At 47.3% G+C, this 16,533-nt stretch carries 11 protein-coding genes; 1 reads left to right on the top strand and 10 read right to left on the bottom strand.

The features are described from left to right. Nucleotides 1-11: 11 nt before the first annotated feature. The 8 genes from MKY97_RS14035 to MKY97_RS14000 all read right to left on the bottom strand — a co-directional run bounded on the left by MKY97_RS14035 (nt 12) and on the right by MKY97_RS14000 (nt 11,982). Complete coding sequence (locus MKY97_RS14035) at nt 12-857, bottom strand: sugar ABC transporter permease (protein WP_342556012.1); 846 nt, start codon at nt 855-857, stop codon at nt 12-14. Nucleotides 858-910: 53 nt separating this feature from the next. Continuing rightward, nucleotides 911-3,481, bottom strand: coding sequence for a DUF5696 domain-containing protein (locus MKY97_RS14030; protein WP_342556011.1), 2,571 nt, complete (start codon nt 3,479-3,481; stop codon nt 911-913). A gap of 16 nt (nt 3,482-3,497) precedes the next feature. After that, nucleotides 3,498-4,133, bottom strand: a complete 636-nt coding sequence (locus MKY97_RS14025; RefSeq protein ID WP_342556010.1) for a Yip1 family protein — start codon at nt 4,131-4,133, stop codon at nt 3,498-3,500. Next, nucleotides 4,117-5,535, bottom strand: a complete 1,419-nt coding sequence (locus MKY97_RS14020) for an NHL repeat-containing protein (RefSeq protein WP_342556329.1) — start codon at nt 5,533-5,535, stop codon at nt 4,117-4,119. Before MKY97_RS14020 ends, MKY97_RS14025 begins: the two co-directional genes overlap by 17 nt. A 72-nt stretch (nt 5,536-5,607) precedes the next feature. Continuing rightward, the gene (locus tag MKY97_RS14015; protein ID WP_342556009.1) at nt 5,608-6,483 is read right to left on the bottom strand and encodes a carbohydrate ABC transporter permease; all 876 of its coding nucleotides are present in this window, start codon (nt 6,481-6,483) and stop codon (nt 5,608-5,610) included. A gap of 2 nt (nt 6,484-6,485) precedes the next feature. Continuing rightward, a complete protein-coding gene (locus tag MKY97_RS14010) occupies nt 6,486-7,442 on the bottom strand; it encodes a sugar ABC transporter permease (protein WP_342556008.1) in 957 nt (318 codons plus the stop codon). Between the two features lie 19 nt (nt 7,443-7,461). Beyond that, nucleotides 7,462-10,359: an extracellular solute-binding protein gene (locus MKY97_RS14005; protein ID WP_342556007.1), complete on the bottom strand. Its 2,898-nt coding sequence runs from the start codon at nt 10,357-10,359 to the stop codon at nt 7,462-7,464. A 267-nt stretch (nt 10,360-10,626) separates the two neighbouring features. Further along, nucleotides 10,627-11,982: an extracellular solute-binding protein gene (locus MKY97_RS14000; protein ID WP_342556006.1), complete on the bottom strand. Its 1,356-nt coding sequence runs from the start codon at nt 11,980-11,982 to the stop codon at nt 10,627-10,629. A 274-nt stretch (nt 11,983-12,256) separates the two neighbouring features. Between MKY97_RS14000 and MKY97_RS13995 the strand changes: the two genes are divergently transcribed. Continuing rightward, complete coding sequence (locus MKY97_RS13995) at nt 12,257-13,021, top strand: helix-turn-helix domain-containing protein (protein WP_342556005.1); 765 nt, start codon at nt 12,257-12,259, stop codon at nt 13,019-13,021. Nucleotides 13,022-13,123: 102 nt separating this feature from the next. Here the strand turns inward: MKY97_RS13995 and MKY97_RS13990 are convergent, their stop codons facing one another. Beyond that, nucleotides 13,124-14,755, bottom strand: a complete 1,632-nt coding sequence (locus MKY97_RS13990; protein WP_342556004.1) for a response regulator — start codon at nt 14,753-14,755, stop codon at nt 13,124-13,126. Beyond that, nucleotides 14,740-16,497, bottom strand: coding sequence for a histidine kinase (locus MKY97_RS13985; RefSeq protein WP_342556003.1), 1,758 nt, complete (start codon nt 16,495-16,497; stop codon nt 14,740-14,742). Before MKY97_RS13985 ends, MKY97_RS13990 begins: the two co-directional genes overlap by 16 nt. Nucleotides 16,498-16,533: the final 36 nt, after the last annotated feature.

Raw genomic sequence — 16,533 nt, 5'->3', positions numbered from 1 at the left:
TGCCCTCCTTTCTAATCTTGATAGAAAACTCGTTTCGAGAAAATGACGGATACGATCACAAGAATGACAGCAATAGCCGCGAAATACACCCAGGCCATAGCAGAACTGAGACCAAAATCAAATTTGACAAATCCCGTATCACGGATCAGTTTCGTCATTGCATTATTAGCAAACGAATCAATGATGGTGTAGATCGCGTTAACAAAAATAAGCGGGCTGACCATCGGAAATGTAATTTTCCAGAACGCTTCGTATCCTGTCGCGCCTTCCATCTTGGAAGCCTCATACAGCTGCGGAGAGATCGTTTGTATACCGGCCAGGAAGATCAGAATCTGTACACCGGATTGGCTTACAATCTGGTATATGCGATCGACTGCTCCGCTCAAATACGTAACTACCCATTCACTTACACCTGCGTTAAGCATCAGACTTTCCAGTTCCAATGTGCCAAAAGCACTTCCGCCTGTGCTGCTCTGATTCACAGCTTCAATCAAACTTGTGCTTTCGAGCGACATAATGACACCGGATGCCAGAATGACTGGCAGGAAAAAGATAGATCTTGCCACGGCACGGCCTCTGAATTTCTGATTCAGAATAACTGCCAGGAATAAGCTGAAAATGACAATAAGAGGTACGTTGACAAGCACGTCTGTAATGGATTCAATTAGTGCCCTGTTAAAGCTTGTATTAACGGTGAGTGCCTGAATATAATTGGCGAGTCCCGTAAATTGAATGGCAATTCCCTCTGCATTAGCCTGAATCGTGCTCATGCTGTAGCGCAGCGATGCGAGCAGCGGAACAAAGAAAAACAGTATAAAACCAATAAGCCACGGAAGTACGTAGATGACACCCCACATTGCTTTCTGCTGAGCATACGTACGACTTCCCCATTTGAACTTCAGGAGTGTCTTCAGAGCTGCTCACCACCAGTCACATAACTTAGGGCTTCTACGGTATGATTCTCTACATTAACAGGAGCGTCGTTGTAATTGACAATCACATATCCTCCGCCTTCATACATTGTTCGGAATACGCCTTCGGCCAAGGTTTCATGAGAGATCATCGGTTTACCCGTGAACGGCTGGTTTACTTGGCTGACTTCGTTATAAATATCTGAAGCCAGATCAATCCACTGCTCATAATTCGCAGCATAGAGATTGTTGTAATCCGTTTCTTTCACTACATGGTTAGGCGCATTAAACCAGGCAAAATAAGGACTTGCTCCATATTCAATCAGTTTCAGCACATACTGCCTTGCATTGGTATATGTCGACAAATTGTACGGTGAACCCGTATAAGCCACACTGCCGTGTACAACCAGTTGGAAGAACGGAATTTCTTCATCCTCCAGTTTGAATCTGCTGCTGCTCATCGGAGCATCGGTAAGTCCTGCAACATAAGGAAGCGCATAAGCGTTGCCGCCTTCAGCAACGATGGAGCCGGTTTGCTGTTTGATCTGATCCAAAGCTTGACGGATCGTTTCCAGCGCCTGCGTCCGATCCAGTAATTTTTTAGGATTCATGTCGCTGTTTAATTGTTCAGCCATATCTTTCAGCGATATACCTTCCACTTGCAGCGCTTTCATATCCTTCAGCATACCTGTTGTCACATCGGTAATCTCGTTAGGTGAAAGGACATAAGATGCTGTTAAATCCTTCGCCCGACGCTCCAATGCAGGGTCCATCGGATACAAGATAGCCGGTTCCTGCGTTAGAGTCCGCGAAGCCTCACTGGAAGGGCGGAATCCTTTTTTGGACTGAACGTTCAGCACGGCGACATCAGGATAAAATCCGATTCCTGCTTCACTTGTGTAAGCGCTGAATTCCTTCATACCCTTTTTCCCGCCAATCACGCCGTCCACTTTGATGGAATCCGGTAATCTGTGGTGCAGTCCGTCGTTGAACCATCCAGCGTAGCGAAGCTGAATGTTAGATACGTTTTTCTCGGAGAGCTTGGATAGAATGGCTTTGCCCTCCTCAAATGTCGTGAGAGCCTCAGTAGAGTTATACGGTATGCCAAGCATATGCTGCCTGGTTGCCATTCCTCCGAACAGCTTCAGATAGAACGGGATACCTGTCTGTTCATTTCCAGCTTTCAGTTCAGGGAGTCCTCCTGTCTGCTGTAAATACTCCCGGTACACTGAAGCGAGACCCGAATATGAAGCCTGTTCCGCCCCCACAAATGCGTAACGGACAACGAAGTCGGATGACGTTGGTTTATTCTGGAATTTCGGCAGTGTACGAACCATGTCACTGGACTGAAGGGTTATATCACTTTTATTCACGACATAAAAGCTCGGATATACGTTATTGTAGCTGTTCAGTTTACCGCTAATATCGGCATTCACCACAGCCACCGCATCCCCTTCCTCGATGATGCCGAGGAACGCTCCCTCCGGACGAATGACTCCAAAGACCGGTAATCTTGCCTTACTTTCGTTCGAACCTGCTTCCCGAACCTTCATTGTCAGATCCGGGCCGTAAATATCCTGCTGGTAGGAAGGGTACTGTAATTTGCCGTTGTTAAAATGAATCAGCGCTCCTGACCCGTCCGGAACCAGCATAGCTCCCTCTTCCTTGGAACCTCCGGCTCCGAAATATTCCAGCACAGATATCGTGTTAATTGGATATTCTTCCGGGAAATGAATGCCGGACGCCGGAACCCTCACCCGCAGCTGATCGCCGTCCAGTTCATACTCCATCGTGAGCATAAACAGGCGCGGCCCGCTTCGTTCGTGCTCAATTCCATGTTCGGCATGATCCTTTGCAAGATCCTCTTCGGTATAACCTGCGTCTTCAAACGCTTTCAACGCGCGGGTCAGCTGGAGTCCCTGCATCGCCTTGTCAATCCGAACGTATACCCCTTCATCCTTATCTTCCGCATATCCAACTTTCAGCGCCCGTTCGCCTGATTTATCGAGCTTTGCCAGCAGGTTTTGTTCAAAACGTTCCTTGCTAATCTTCACGGGCAAATCTTCAATGGAACGCTCGGTGCTGCCGAATTGATAGTGAACCCGAACACCGCTTGGCAGTGCTTCATAGCTCACCTGCTTATGCCGAGTGCTGTCCGTGTACGAATTCACCATACTGCTCTGACCCGAACTGTTGAAGAAGCTGAGTCTGGATTGGGAGGACAAAAGATCCTTGTTAATTCCGGCTGCAGCGCCATCCTTCTCGCGGTCTGCTGGATTACTGCGCCAGATTTGTCCGCTCTGGCTGTGAACTATGGCAATCTCGGCAGTCTCTTCGTTGATGAAAAGCTGCAGTGCGTCATTTCGGGCGATGCCGATCATGCCGGGAATGCGTGTATCGCTAAAAGCAGATTTCAGTTTTTCTCCGGGAGGCAGGGAAGGAGTCTCCACTTGACTAACATCTGCTGCCGTCTCGCGAGTCGCCGTTGATGGCGAGAACTGACAACCGCTTAGAAGTAAACTGCTCACCAGCAGTATTCCGGTTATTTTTTTGGCTGCGGCATATTTCATTGTGATTTCCTCCTTCCTAGCCCCGAAGCACTAATTCCTGATAGATGGTATAAACAAAAGATACAATCTGCTGCACGAGGCTGAAGAACAACAAGCATAAAAATGCCATAAATGCCATAGCTACAAGCGTGAGCAGCATCGTGAGAATCGTTTTGGCTGGTGTGTACTGATGGACAGTCATATTGCCTACAAACAGCAGATAGATGGTCCAGCAAACCGCAATAGCGTTGGAAAAGTAATAAAATGCCGTTTCCTGTTCAGAAATAGCAAGACTCAGCCAAATCCACGGAAAATGTACCAAAAACATCGGTACCAGCGCAAAACAGGTAGACATGAAGATTTCCGAGAACTTGCCTTCCCCATCCATCAGTGTTGTGAGCGACCAGTTGGCAACACACCAAAACAGTACAGGTACGATCACATACACCATCTCAAGCAGGCTGTTCAGATACTTGGGATTGTTATAATTAATTAGAAAGCCGCTGTACTGCGCCTGCAAAATTTTAGTGACAATCAGCAGCACCATAATCATCAAGGCGATCAGCAGTGTTGTTTTTTGGTTCCGTTCATATTTCAATTCCCAATATCCGTCGAATGGGTGGAAAATCAGATGCAGCGGATATTGGTACAATTGTTTACTTGATGCCTGCATTCGTTGTCCTCCTTTTCTGTCTGCGAACGATGATGACGGTGACGAACGCCGCTGCAGCCAGGAATATACCGGACATCACCCATGAAAAATGCTCACGCATCAATTCTTTACGGTACAGAAGAAAAGCTTTGGAATACCCTTTACGCTCCATACTTTGTTTGAAGTATTCTGCAGACTCGGCGTACTCCTTCTGGCGCAGCAGCGCTTTGCCGATACCTGCATAGGCATACTCCAGATTAGCGTTCATCTCGGCTGCCTTCGCAAATAGCTGCGAAGACTGATCTTCCTCCCCGTTATAATAACTGCGAACTGCATCATGCAGAATACGTCCGTACTCTGTCGTCTCGAATACGGTAATCTCGCCAAGCGCTTTGTCCAGCACGAGCATCCGGTCTCCCGCTCGTTCAAGCGCGACTGGGGTATTGAACATACCCGTTCGGTTCCCGATGCCGCCAAAAATATGAAGCAGATAACCGTCGCCATTATAAGTGAAAATACGGCCTTTGTTCGAGTCCAGCACAGAATACATATCGCTGTCACCCACGTCCACATCAATCAACCGGGATGCTCCGCCTTCGGTTGAATAGCGCAGATCACCTTGAGGAGCTGCATAACCTTCTCTACGCAAAATGTCCGTTCCCTGGGCATTTAATTTTTTGATCGGGTCTTTGCCGCGATCGCCGCTAGTTGCATAGATGAAACCTTCTTCGTCCATATCCAGATTGGTGAATTCGGTAGGAGTGAACATCACCATTTGGCTTCGCTGTTCCCGGGTAGCAAATCGTTTCCAGAGATACTCTACCGGATCAACCTGAACCCGGTTCGCGCCGATAAAAGATGAGAATTCGCCATCTGCGCTGAATTCCATAAATCCATCAAATACCCCTGCGGCCATGACGTAGATTCGTTCCCCTTTATCCATCACAATCCGAATAGGTTTGAATTGAAAGTCTTCATTCAATAAGTCGGACTTCGGTTCGGATACGATCTTGACGAGCTGTCCCTTGTCATCCAGATGCACGACCCGGTGATTCTCCGAATCGGCGACCAGCAAATCGCCTTTTTCCGTTACAAACAACCCCTGAGGGTTTTTGAACTGATCTTGTTTACCGGCGTTTTTGAAGGAATCAATGGTCCGCACGAGCTTGAAGTTACGGTCGAGCTCCACAATCCGGCCATTGCCCGAATCAAGTACGTAGACACGCTCGTCTGGTGTAACATGCATATCACTAGGTTCCTTGAACGAGCTGATATTCAGCGTCCTGCCTGTAATAATCATCGACGCTTCATAAGCAGCCGGAGCCGGAACGGCATCTCCATAGTAGGAATAATGATAGGCATCTGCTTCACCGTCTGCGCTTGCAGGCAGTGCTGCTGAACTGAACAGCAGGAGGCAGACCATGCCCATGATGACCCATTTCCGATGTTTCCATGTGCTTTTCCGTGTGCTTTGCTGCACTTTGCTGCCTCCTTTCTATTCTTTCATGCCCGAAGTAGCCATCGTCTGCATGACACTGCTCTGAGAGATCACAAACAGTGTAATCGGAACGATCATAAGCAGCAGTGCTACTGCAGCACCGACCCCTGCCCTGGCAATCCCGCCCTGCACAATCTGACTGAGCGCATAATGCAGCGTTTTAAGGTTTTCACTATAGATGAAACTTCCACCATCTGTTCCCCACAGCGCCGGGAACTGCAGGATCATAAGCGTAAGCCACGCGGGCTTCACATTTGGCATGACGATGCTCCAGAAAATGCGATATTCGTTCGCACCATCAATCTTCGCTGCCTCCAGCAGTGCATCAGGAATCTGTTCCATGAACTGTTTCATCAGGAACAACCCAAGTGAGAAGGCCAGCGAAGGCACGATAATGGATGCATGTGTATTGATCCAGCCAAGCCAAGACATGACCATGTAGTTCGGAATCGCCGTCACGTGCGGCGAGAACATCAGGGACAGAATAACAATGGTGAACAAGATTTTGGAACCTGGAAAACGATATTTCGCCAGCGGGTACGCCGCTGCAGAAGCAAGCAGGATATGACCTGCTGTACCCACGAGTGTAATGAGCAGCGTGTTGGCGATATAGCGGGATAATGGTACCCAGGAATTACCCATCAGGTTAATCAAATCTGCAAAGTTTTCCGTTGTCGGATTGTTCACCCAGAAGCGTGGCGGGAAAATAAACAGCTCATCCAGCGGCTTAAAGGCATTGTTTACCGCATAAATCAGCGGAAGTACCATAAATGATCCGAACACAGCCAGCAGCGCAAACAGCATGAAACTGACGGTAAATGACCGATTAAGTCTCTTTGGCATGCCGAACATGGCACGTACTTTGCTGGTCATGGTCATTCACCTATCTTTCTCAGCATTTTTTGCGTAAACACGTTTGTTCCAAGCATCAGAGCAAACAGGACCGTTGCGATCGCTGAAGCATATCCCATTTCAAAGCGGATCGTACCAAAGTCCATCAGATGCGTGACTACCGTATGTGCTGCATAGTTAACACTCGGGAATCCGGCCAGCGCAATCGAGATTTCAGCTACAGCAAACGACGCTGTAATCTGCATGACTGCCCCAAACATCAGCTGCGGCCGCATGGATGGCAGTGTGATGTACCAGAGCTCCTGCCAGCGGTTTTTAATTCCGTCTACGGTTCCTGCTTCCACAAGTGAACGGTCAATCGTCTGCAGACCCGCAATAAAGGCCAGAAAGCTGGTACCGAGGCTAAGCCACAGCTGCACCAGAATGACGATGCCGAGTACATACTTCTCATTGGCAAGCCATTGAATCGGCTCCAGAATTACACCGAGGCGCATCAGAAAACCATTCATATAACCGTAGCTGTCTCCAGAGAAGATGATCAGCCAGATAAAAAACACATTGCCTGATATGGATGGTGCATAGAACACCAGTGTCATGACTGCCCGGACTTTAGGAGACAGTTCATTAATGATCCAGGCAAACAGGAAACAGGCGATGTAACTGACCGGACCGGTGATCACGGCAAACAGCAGTGTGTTTTTAAGTGCGATCAGGAATACATCATCGTTCAGGAACAACCGTGAGTAGTTCTGCCAACCGACAAAACGAGGCAGTTCCAGCATATTGAAGTGAAAAAAGCTTAGGCCCAACGAAATGCCGACCGGAATGACTGTAAACATGAAAAAGATCAGCATAAATGGTGCCATCAATACGTAATAATGCCTGCTGAGATACAGATTCCTTTTCAATAGGGACCACCAGCCGACCTCGCGTGTATGCATGACAGGAGCGGCGGCTGTCTTGGATGTTTTGGCTTGCAACCGTTACCCTCCCTTTCCTTTATTCCAGATTAAATTCCTTGCGCTTCAGTTCAATCTCATCGTCAATATAAAGTACATAGTCTGACAGGGCTTCACGCGGATTTTCACTCGCGTTAACCACTTTACGGAAGGCATTATCCAGATGTCGGCCTGTAAAATAACCCCCTGGCATCTGCGGGATGCCCTGTACCCATTCCCACTGCTTCTTCAGGTTTTGATAATCCTTCACCGGCCAAGGTAACTGCTCTAACGCTTCAATGTTAGCTGTCGGGTAACGGGCAGCCGCTCCCATCAGACCTTCCATTTCCCGTCCGTACTCAATCTGGGTGGATTCATCTGTCCACCATTTCATGAACTTCCATGCCGCTTCCTTATTGCCAGCATTCTCAAGCATCATTACAGCACTGGTTGCACTGGCTACCTCATGTCTGATGGAACCGTCCGGAAGCTGCGTGCCGGGTACAATGGTAAAGTCCCACAAGTTGCGAATTTCCGGTGCTAATACCGTCAGCATGTTGTAGGTCGTGTAATCGGCAATCCCGATGGGCATCTCCCCTGTACGGAAACGGTTCGGGAAGTCTGCTTTGAGCGGAAATTTATAATTGGTATAAAACTGCGTCCATCGTTTGAATGCTTCCATCGATATTTCTGAATCAAGTGCACTTTTTTTACCGTCTTCCGCATAGAATCTGCCGTCATTCTGATACAAAAGCATCGCAAAGGTTGCATTAGGAACCATGTTTGCGTTGTTCAATGTGTCCTCAATAGGCAGGTAGAACTCCATATTATGCTTTTGCAGAACTGCGATCGCATTATACACGTCCTGCCATGTTTTTGGCGGCTCCAGACCTAATTCATTCAGAATATCTTTCCGGTAAAAGAGCATTGGAAAATGCTGCTGCTCCGGGAGTGCGTATACTCCCTCGTTATACTCATACGGCGTTAATCCGCTTGCACGGAATCGGGATGCCACATCTTTGAAATCCGGAAATTTGCTCAAATCCGCTGCTGCATTTCTCATCGCGTAGTTAACAGGAATATCTTCGCCCATCTGCATGGCCACATCCGGTCCTTCCCCGGCAAGTGTCGCAGGCAGCAGAATATTCGGCGGCACCAGACGCAGCTGAACGGATACGTCCGTATCCGGTGTAAACGTATCGTCAATCATGCCCTTGAGCACCTGAGCCTGATCTCGTCCTGTTGTGATCCAGACGGTAATGGCGTCCTTCTTTTTCTCCACATTTCCGATGCTGTCATAATCTTCTGTGTACGATGCGACATAGGCACCCAGTTCGTGCTTCACCTGCTGTACGGCAGATGCCGCTGCTTTCGGCAGCTCCTGCCCTGGTGGAGCAACGATCAGGTAATCCATCGTAATCGGCTGCTCACGTACGGTCAGAATCCATGTACCGAGACCGCCGACGTTGATTTTAAATGTATCCAGCCGTTTCGGAACCGTTTCCGGCCTTGCTGCCATATCTTTCAGCTGCACGACCATCGCATGCAGAATGGCTACCTTATCACTCTGTTCTCCAGTTGCCTTTTCCAGATACTCGGCTACAGAAGTAAGAATCACGGCTTGTTTTTCAAAAACCTCCGTCATCTCGGGTATACGTTTCTCCAGTTGATAATCCCGAAGTGGATCAGGTTTATTGGAGGTAATCATCAAAATTTTGCGGTACATCTCATTCAATTCAAGTACGCTTGATTCAACGGTACGCAGTAACGGGGCGATATCGCCCAGTGTGACTGTCATCCGTAAGCGATGCTTGCCTTTCTCAAGATGAAACAGATATGGTTCTTCTCCACCATTTCCAAGTACCTGTGTCTGCCAGGCCGGACTGTAGTTGAACCGAATGCGTTTCATTTCTTCGAACGGAGCTTTGCCATTAATTGTGAGACTGCGCGTGGCATAAATGCCGCGAAGCTGATCCTGCTTCACTTTAAGAGCAATCTGATATAGTCCATCCTCCGGAACATCAACCTCCCACTCCACCCACTCGCCCGGAAGCTTCCAGTTCATGCCTCCGATCGCGTTGACCCTGATTTTGGATACATCGTAGGGTTCAAGTGATGGACTGGACCGATCCGAGATTGGCGCAAGTGTGGGAGAGGATTTGGTTACCGCTTCTTCCCCTTGTACTTTAAGCATCACGGGACTCGCTGGCTTTAAACCTAATGAATCATAGGTTTTCTTCAGTTCCGCATACGCAGGAACAGCCTCTTCCTGATACAATTCAATATAATCAATCGCCATACTCTCTCTCAGAGAGGTCAGAGATAATTGCTGGGTGCCCTTTTCAAAATAAAACTGGAACGGTTCCTCGAAATACCCGGCACTGTCTCGAAACGAAGCAAGCTGCCATTCAGGTTTTTCTACCTGTCTTGGCCTGAGATCATTACCTCGATCGTCCTGACGCACATGATCTTCGCGATTCCCCCATACCCTGTCGAATAGAAGTACATCTGCTTCTCTGAAAGGAACCTCCCCGTTTAACTCCAGCTTGCGCTCGATACCCGAGCTTTTTCCTTCGACAGGAAAATAATGAACGCGAACGTTATATAAACCACTCACTTGAACGGGGACATCCCAACGAATGGTTCCGGATTCGGGTGTAATGACAGCACTGCCATCCAGCCCCGCATATCCCTTTACGACCTCGAACTCTCCATTTTCCGCCTGGGTGTAAGCTTCACCTTCAACCCTCACGGTTGTATCCGGTTTGGCAGTGCTTGCATACTTATCCTGATAATTTTCATAGCTTCGTGAATCCCTGGTGCCCGATACAGCTTCAAAATCCTCAAGTGCATGTACTATCCCGGGGCTCTGATTCTTTGATGGATAGATCACGATGATCGAGAACACCAAAGCCAGAACAAGTACCAGAATCAGTCCCTTTTTCTTACGTGACCGCATGTTTGAAAGTATCCCCTTTCCTGTAAGCGTATCGACAAATGAACGATTGACTAGGGCGTGTCTTAAAACTCGCTGAAGTGCATCTTTTACCGTCTTTTCGCCCCCTGCTGCGTCACTTTCCCTTGACGTGCCCCGGCACGCCTGCGGAAAACTTCCTTGCTTGGAACGAAAATCCGACAAAACCTGCTTCCTTCGGATTTTTCAGACACGCCCTACCCGGGCAGACCGCACCAACTGCTCGCGCGTTCTGCCCGTATGAAGTAGTGCTTATTTGTATACCTCATCGATTGCGGCCTGGAAAGGAGCCTTGTATTTCTCGATCAGCGTAGATACGGAAACGCCTTCTTTCAGCTCTCCATCAAAATCCCAATAAGGCAGTGACGGGAAGGTGTTGTGATCGAGCACAAGCATTCCAGCTGCCACCTCTCTGGCGTTGTTGATATCTGCTTCATCCGTCAAGTGTCTCTCCAAAGTGGATTGTTCCGGATAATCATAAATCGAATCGATTTCATTGATTTTTTCCCAGATATACATCAGCTGCTCCGGATTTTCTACCGCTTTAGGAATTGTGATTGCCTGGTAGCGGGATTCACCAGAGTGATATGCTGAAGCGCTCGGCCCTTTTGGATACGGCAGGAAGCCGATATCGTAGTCCGGCATATCTGTTTTGATGCCTTCGATTTCATACATCGCGCCAGAATACATCAGTGTATTTCCTTGACGGAAGAAAGTAGCTGGTTCAGTCCAGTCACCGCCTTCTGTCGGTCTGCCCACTTTCTCTGTAGCCAATTTGTTCAAGAAGTTGAGTGCTTCTTTTGTTTTTGGGTCTTCGAGGTTCTGTTTATCCTCTTTCGTCAGGGAAGCTTCGTTAGAATACAGGATCGGTTCGAGGAGGCCCGTTTGAGCAAGTCCCCATGTATCCAGCTTGCCATCATTATTACGATCCTTGTTGGCCTGTTTGGCAACAGCCAGGAAATTATCCCAATTCCATTCATCAGCATCCACGTATTCCTGCAGCGGCTTCAGTCCAAGCTCCTGCATAAGTGTACGGTTGTAGAATATGCCATTAATGAAGGAAGATTTATCTTCTGTGAAACCATAACCTTTGCCCTCATACTGCATGTATTCTTTGGTTGTTTTTTGGTTGAATACCTTGTCGTTCTTGATATAATCATCTACTGGCCACAACAGATCCTGTTTGGTCAGTGCTGGTATCGCGTAGTTTTTACCCAGTCTTACAAAGTCGCCCAGCGGTTCACCTGCCATCAGGGAGGCAACAACTTTCTCCTGATACTCACCAAAATCAATGGATACGTATTCAATGTTGAAGTTATGTTTTTTCTTCAGAGCTTCCAGGTTTTCGATACGTTTAATATTGTCCGGGTTGTTATCTGTAATCTGCATATCCCACCAAGCTACCACTTTAATCGTTCTGCCGCCCATGTCGAAATCCATCTCAGGCGTAGAATTTTCATTCTTTGGCTCCGTTTCAGCCGGTGCCTGCTCTTCCTGTGGTGCGGGTTTTTCCGGTGCAGGCTCGGCAGCAGGTGCAGAGCTGCAGGCGTTGATCAACAACATGGCTGCAAATATCAGACTGAGCAGCATAAACTTGTTTTTCTTCATTGTCTTCCCCCCTGATTGTCGTGTGCCCTCAAAGTGTATCCTCCAAATGTAAGCGCAAACAACCTGCTTAAATACAGGTGTTTACCCCGACAAATTATAGATCGTGCCGGTTTGAACAGGAATATAGATGATTTCACAAACAATTGGTAAAGAAATGCACTCTCTGCAAAATAATGCACATTGTATGCGCTTTCTTTTCTTCCCATAATGAAATTAAGCCTTATTTCAGTTGAACAGTTGATCGGAATATCAGGAGAAGGTGAGGTCATGTTTCGTGTACAATATTTTACTTGTAGATTACAGCCGCCGTCTGTGTAAAGAGCTAAGACAGCTGCTCGAAGACAACAAATTCCCTCTTACAATCACAGATTCAGTCTCTACTTCAAGCGATGCTCTCCATGCATTGTCTAATCGAGACTTCAGCGTTGTCGTTGTGCACACGGAGCGATACGATACTGCTGGATTATGGTTGTGTCACCACATTCGAAAAACGAGTGATATCCCCATCCTCCTGCTCGGTGGAAGAGATCAATTCAGACTGGTTCGCAAAGCCATGACGTATCAGGTGAATGATTATCTACCCTCCCCTGTCAGACCTGCTGCACTGCTGCAAAGTCTGCGTGGACTTCAGAACAAACTCGGGCCCGTGTCTATGAAAAAAAGCCCTGCCATTAAGCCAACAATTCAGCTTAATGGCAAAGCTTTGGATTCCAGCCATGTGATCCGGATTGTAAAAGCGTATGTAAGAGATCACTTAAATGAAGAGATTACTCTGAAAAAAATTGCCGATATGCTGCACTTTAACTGTGCCTATTTGGGACAAAAATTTAAAATGGAAGAGAACATTTCTTTTAATGACTACATGCTTCAAGAGCGAATGAAAAAAGCAAAACAGCTCCTCCTGTCCACCAACCTGCGAATATACGAAATCGCGTTGGAAGTGGGGTACCGTGATATCGATTGGTTTTACAAGAAATTCAAAGCTTACGCCGGGTCTAGTCCTAACGCCTATCGTCGGCAAAAAGCTCATACTGCCTAAACCGGCCCCAGCTTCTAAATCTTCCCGCAGTGTATTTCATTAATAGATAACAAACAAAAAGCAAAGAAACGCAGAAGCAGCCCTCTGCGTTTTTTTTGCCGATTACCGCTGTGCGGAACGGGTAAGTAAGGACTCACGATACTCCTGAGGCGTCATACCGGTCAGTTTCTTGAACAGCCGCGTAAATGAATGGGCGGATTCATAACCGACTTGAAGCGCAACTTCCCGAACCATCAATTCGTTGTTTAACAGCAGCTCCTTAGCTCTGCGTATTCGGCTGTCATCAATAAACTCTGATAAATTTATGCCCATTTCCTGTTTGAAAAATCTGGACAGATAAGAAGGGTTAAAATGATGCAGTTCTGCCAGGCGAACCAGCGTAAGATCCTTTTCAAGATTGCTTTTAATGTAATTGCATAAGCTTTGCACGACTAGATTGGCTCGTTCCTCTTCATTTGAGCGTTTGAAATTGACCAGTTCATCGGCCGCGGCATACAGATACTGAACGGCATCTTTCATGCTGGGGAAATTGCTTAAATGAAGCAGGCTGCGCTGATCCGGCGTTTTCTGCTTCAGCCCCCACCGATTAAAGGCAGCATACAGAGATAGGGCCAGGTGATAATACATCTCCATCGCCCGTTCCATCGCCATATCCTGCTGCATAAGCTCACCAGTAAGCTCTTCGAAAATATCGTAAAAGGATTGAAACCGTCCTGTCTCTAAAAAGCCCGACATAACCTCCACGCGACTTGAGATGCGCGCAGTTTCTTTTGGAATGCCCGCTTGTAGTTCCTCGTAATTGTCCGTCAGCACCATCGACACACCGTCACCAATCTTCATCCACTGCAGTAAGCGCAAACGCTCATATTGCTGTGGAATTCGGGACCATTCACACCCTCGACCGCTGAATGTAAACGCAACGGACACACCGAGTGAAGCAAGACACGATTCCTGCACAAGCTCTAATGTGCCTTCAATATATCTGGCAAAGTGCTGATCTTCGTCTCCTTGTTCTTCTTTGGGCTGCAGCAGCCATACCGCATCACCGTAGTGATCGGCAGCGCTGGCGCAGGCTGCATGTTCGCCTAATAATGATGTTCCGATGATGCGCACAGAACTTTGAGTACATCCTGATCCGGCTTCTGCCGGTTCGTGCAGTTTTCGCCCCAGCACCAAATATACTGGGGAATCAGCCTTCAACCCCATCTCCTTGATCAACGGCTCGGACTGAATCTGTGCAGATGACCCAGCAGGTAAACCTTCCTGCAAAAGCTTCCGGACGTATTCATCCTGTTTAAAAGCCGTCAGGCGAGAGGTAATCTCACGCTGCTGTTCTACCAGATTGTTCATATCATGACTCTGTCTGATCTCCTCCATGACCTGCTCCACCATGTGCATTACTTTATCGTACCCTTCCGTTTTGAGCAGATAACGTACATTGTTCATCTGAAAAGCTTTGTACGCATATTCAAAATCACTGTGTCCTGTCAGAAAAATGACACGGCACTGCGGCCAGCGGCTCTGAATCTCTTCCGTCAGCTCCAGCCCGCTTATCCCGGGCATGCGAATGTCAGTCAGCACAATATCAATTCTGGATCTTCGCATCCAGGTAAGTGCCTCTGCGGCGGAGTATGCTTTACATACATCCAAACGATCGGGCATGTGTCTCGCAAATGTTTCATACAAACTATCCGTAATGATCTCCTCATCATCAACAATCAGCAGTCGATACATTCGTGTTCCCCTTCCTTCCACTGGATTCGAATGACAACTTTTAACCCCTGCAGCTCACTTCGTGAAAGATAAAGCCCGCTGCCCGCTCCATATGTCAGAACGAGACGCCTATGGATATTCATTAATCCGGTTATGTCTTCCGTCGCTGCATCATTGTACAGAAGATGCTGCAGCTTCTCAATATCTTCTGTCTGAAGATCCTGCCCGTTATCTTCCACGATGATTTCTGCACAGGATGATGTCCTTTGGAATTGAACTCGCAGCAGACCGGCAGCCGTATTCTTTTCCAGACTGTGCTCGTACGCATTTTCAATGACCGGTTGAATGATAAGCCGTGGAACCTGCATTTGCTCCATTTCAGGTGGAACCTCTCCAAATTCAACTGTGATTCGCCTGGAAAATCGCAGCTGCTGGATTTCAGTATAAATACGGGAATGATGCACTTCTTCCTTGAGCGGTACATGATCTGTTCCATTGCGTGTAATGAAGCGAAAATATTCCCCAAGCATATTGGTGAATTGTTCAATTCTCTCTGTCTCTCCTGTCCTCGCTAACGAGTTCAGAATAAAGAAACTGTTGTACAGAAAGTGTGGATTAATCTGCGATTGAAGCTGTTTTAGTTCAGCTCGCTGCATCATCATCGTTTTTTTGAAATCACGGTCAATGAGCATCTGCAGATTCTCAATCATATGGTTAAAACGGGAGTACAGAAATCCGAATTCATCTTTACGATGATGTACGATCGGAATATCCAGCACACCACCTTCCATCTTTTTGAACCTCTTGACCAGCAGCAGCAGGGGAATGTGAATCAGTTTATACGTTGAGTAGAGATACGCTGTAATCGCAATGAAGGATGTAATTGCAAAAATCCAAGCCCATTTATAAAATTTGCTCAGAGGTTTGGTAACCATCTTTTCAGGCAGATATGTAGCAATGGATAAACCGAGCGGCGCCATATGATGCTGATTCACATGGTACGTCGTATCCTCCACGCCTACCCGAAAGCTGTCGAGCGAGTTCTTTTGACTATATTCACGATAGTTAGCAAGAATGATTTTACGTTCGTTCTGATCTAAAATAGCAAACCCCGTTCTCTCCTCAACAAGAAGAGAGGCACTCTCAGGATAGAGATTAAGCTGTGACAGCTCATTCTGAAAAGCAGCGTTATCCAGCTCCACCTGAACGACAAACAGCGGTGTGTCTCCTAGTTTGCCTGTTACACGTACAGCACTCAGATTCAACGCATCGTCTTTTACTGTAAATCGAATGCCATCTTCCTGCATGGACGAACTGAAATATTCGTAAGAAGCTTGATCGTACTCATCAATGCCCTGCACTGCTGAAATACTCTTGTTGACTGAAGGAATATGTACATAAACGTTCTTAATATAAGCACTGCTGTTTTTAAAAGCGGCTAACCGCTCGGATAAATAATTTAATATTTCACGTTTTTCAATTTGGTCCATGTTGTTCCAGAGGATCGCCAGCCGATTCAGCTTGCGGTCCTCTGCAATATCAAACTGCTGCAGCTCCATCCACTCAATCTCCCTGTTGAGTTCTGTGGCATATTGACTCAGACGCCTTTCTGTAGACAAGGAAATTTCCTCGCTTGCCGTATCATAGCTCCAGTGGTACAGATATACCCCCAGAAGAATCAGAGGTATGACAAAAACCAGGTAGGTCATTATCAGCCGTGCAAAAATGCTGTTGAACCACGACTGTGCCGGTATCTTGAACAACGCTCTCCCCTCCTGATTTCAGATCAAAGATACCTG

Origin of the sequence: Paenibacillus sp. FSL R7-0652, from assembly GCF_038595045.1 — a bacterium.
In the GTDB taxonomy this organism is placed as follows: domain Bacteria; phylum Bacillota; class Bacilli; order Paenibacillales; family Paenibacillaceae; genus Paenibacillus.
Note: the sequence above shows the minus strand (reverse complement) of the source record. Positions and strands in the feature narration are given on the sequence as shown.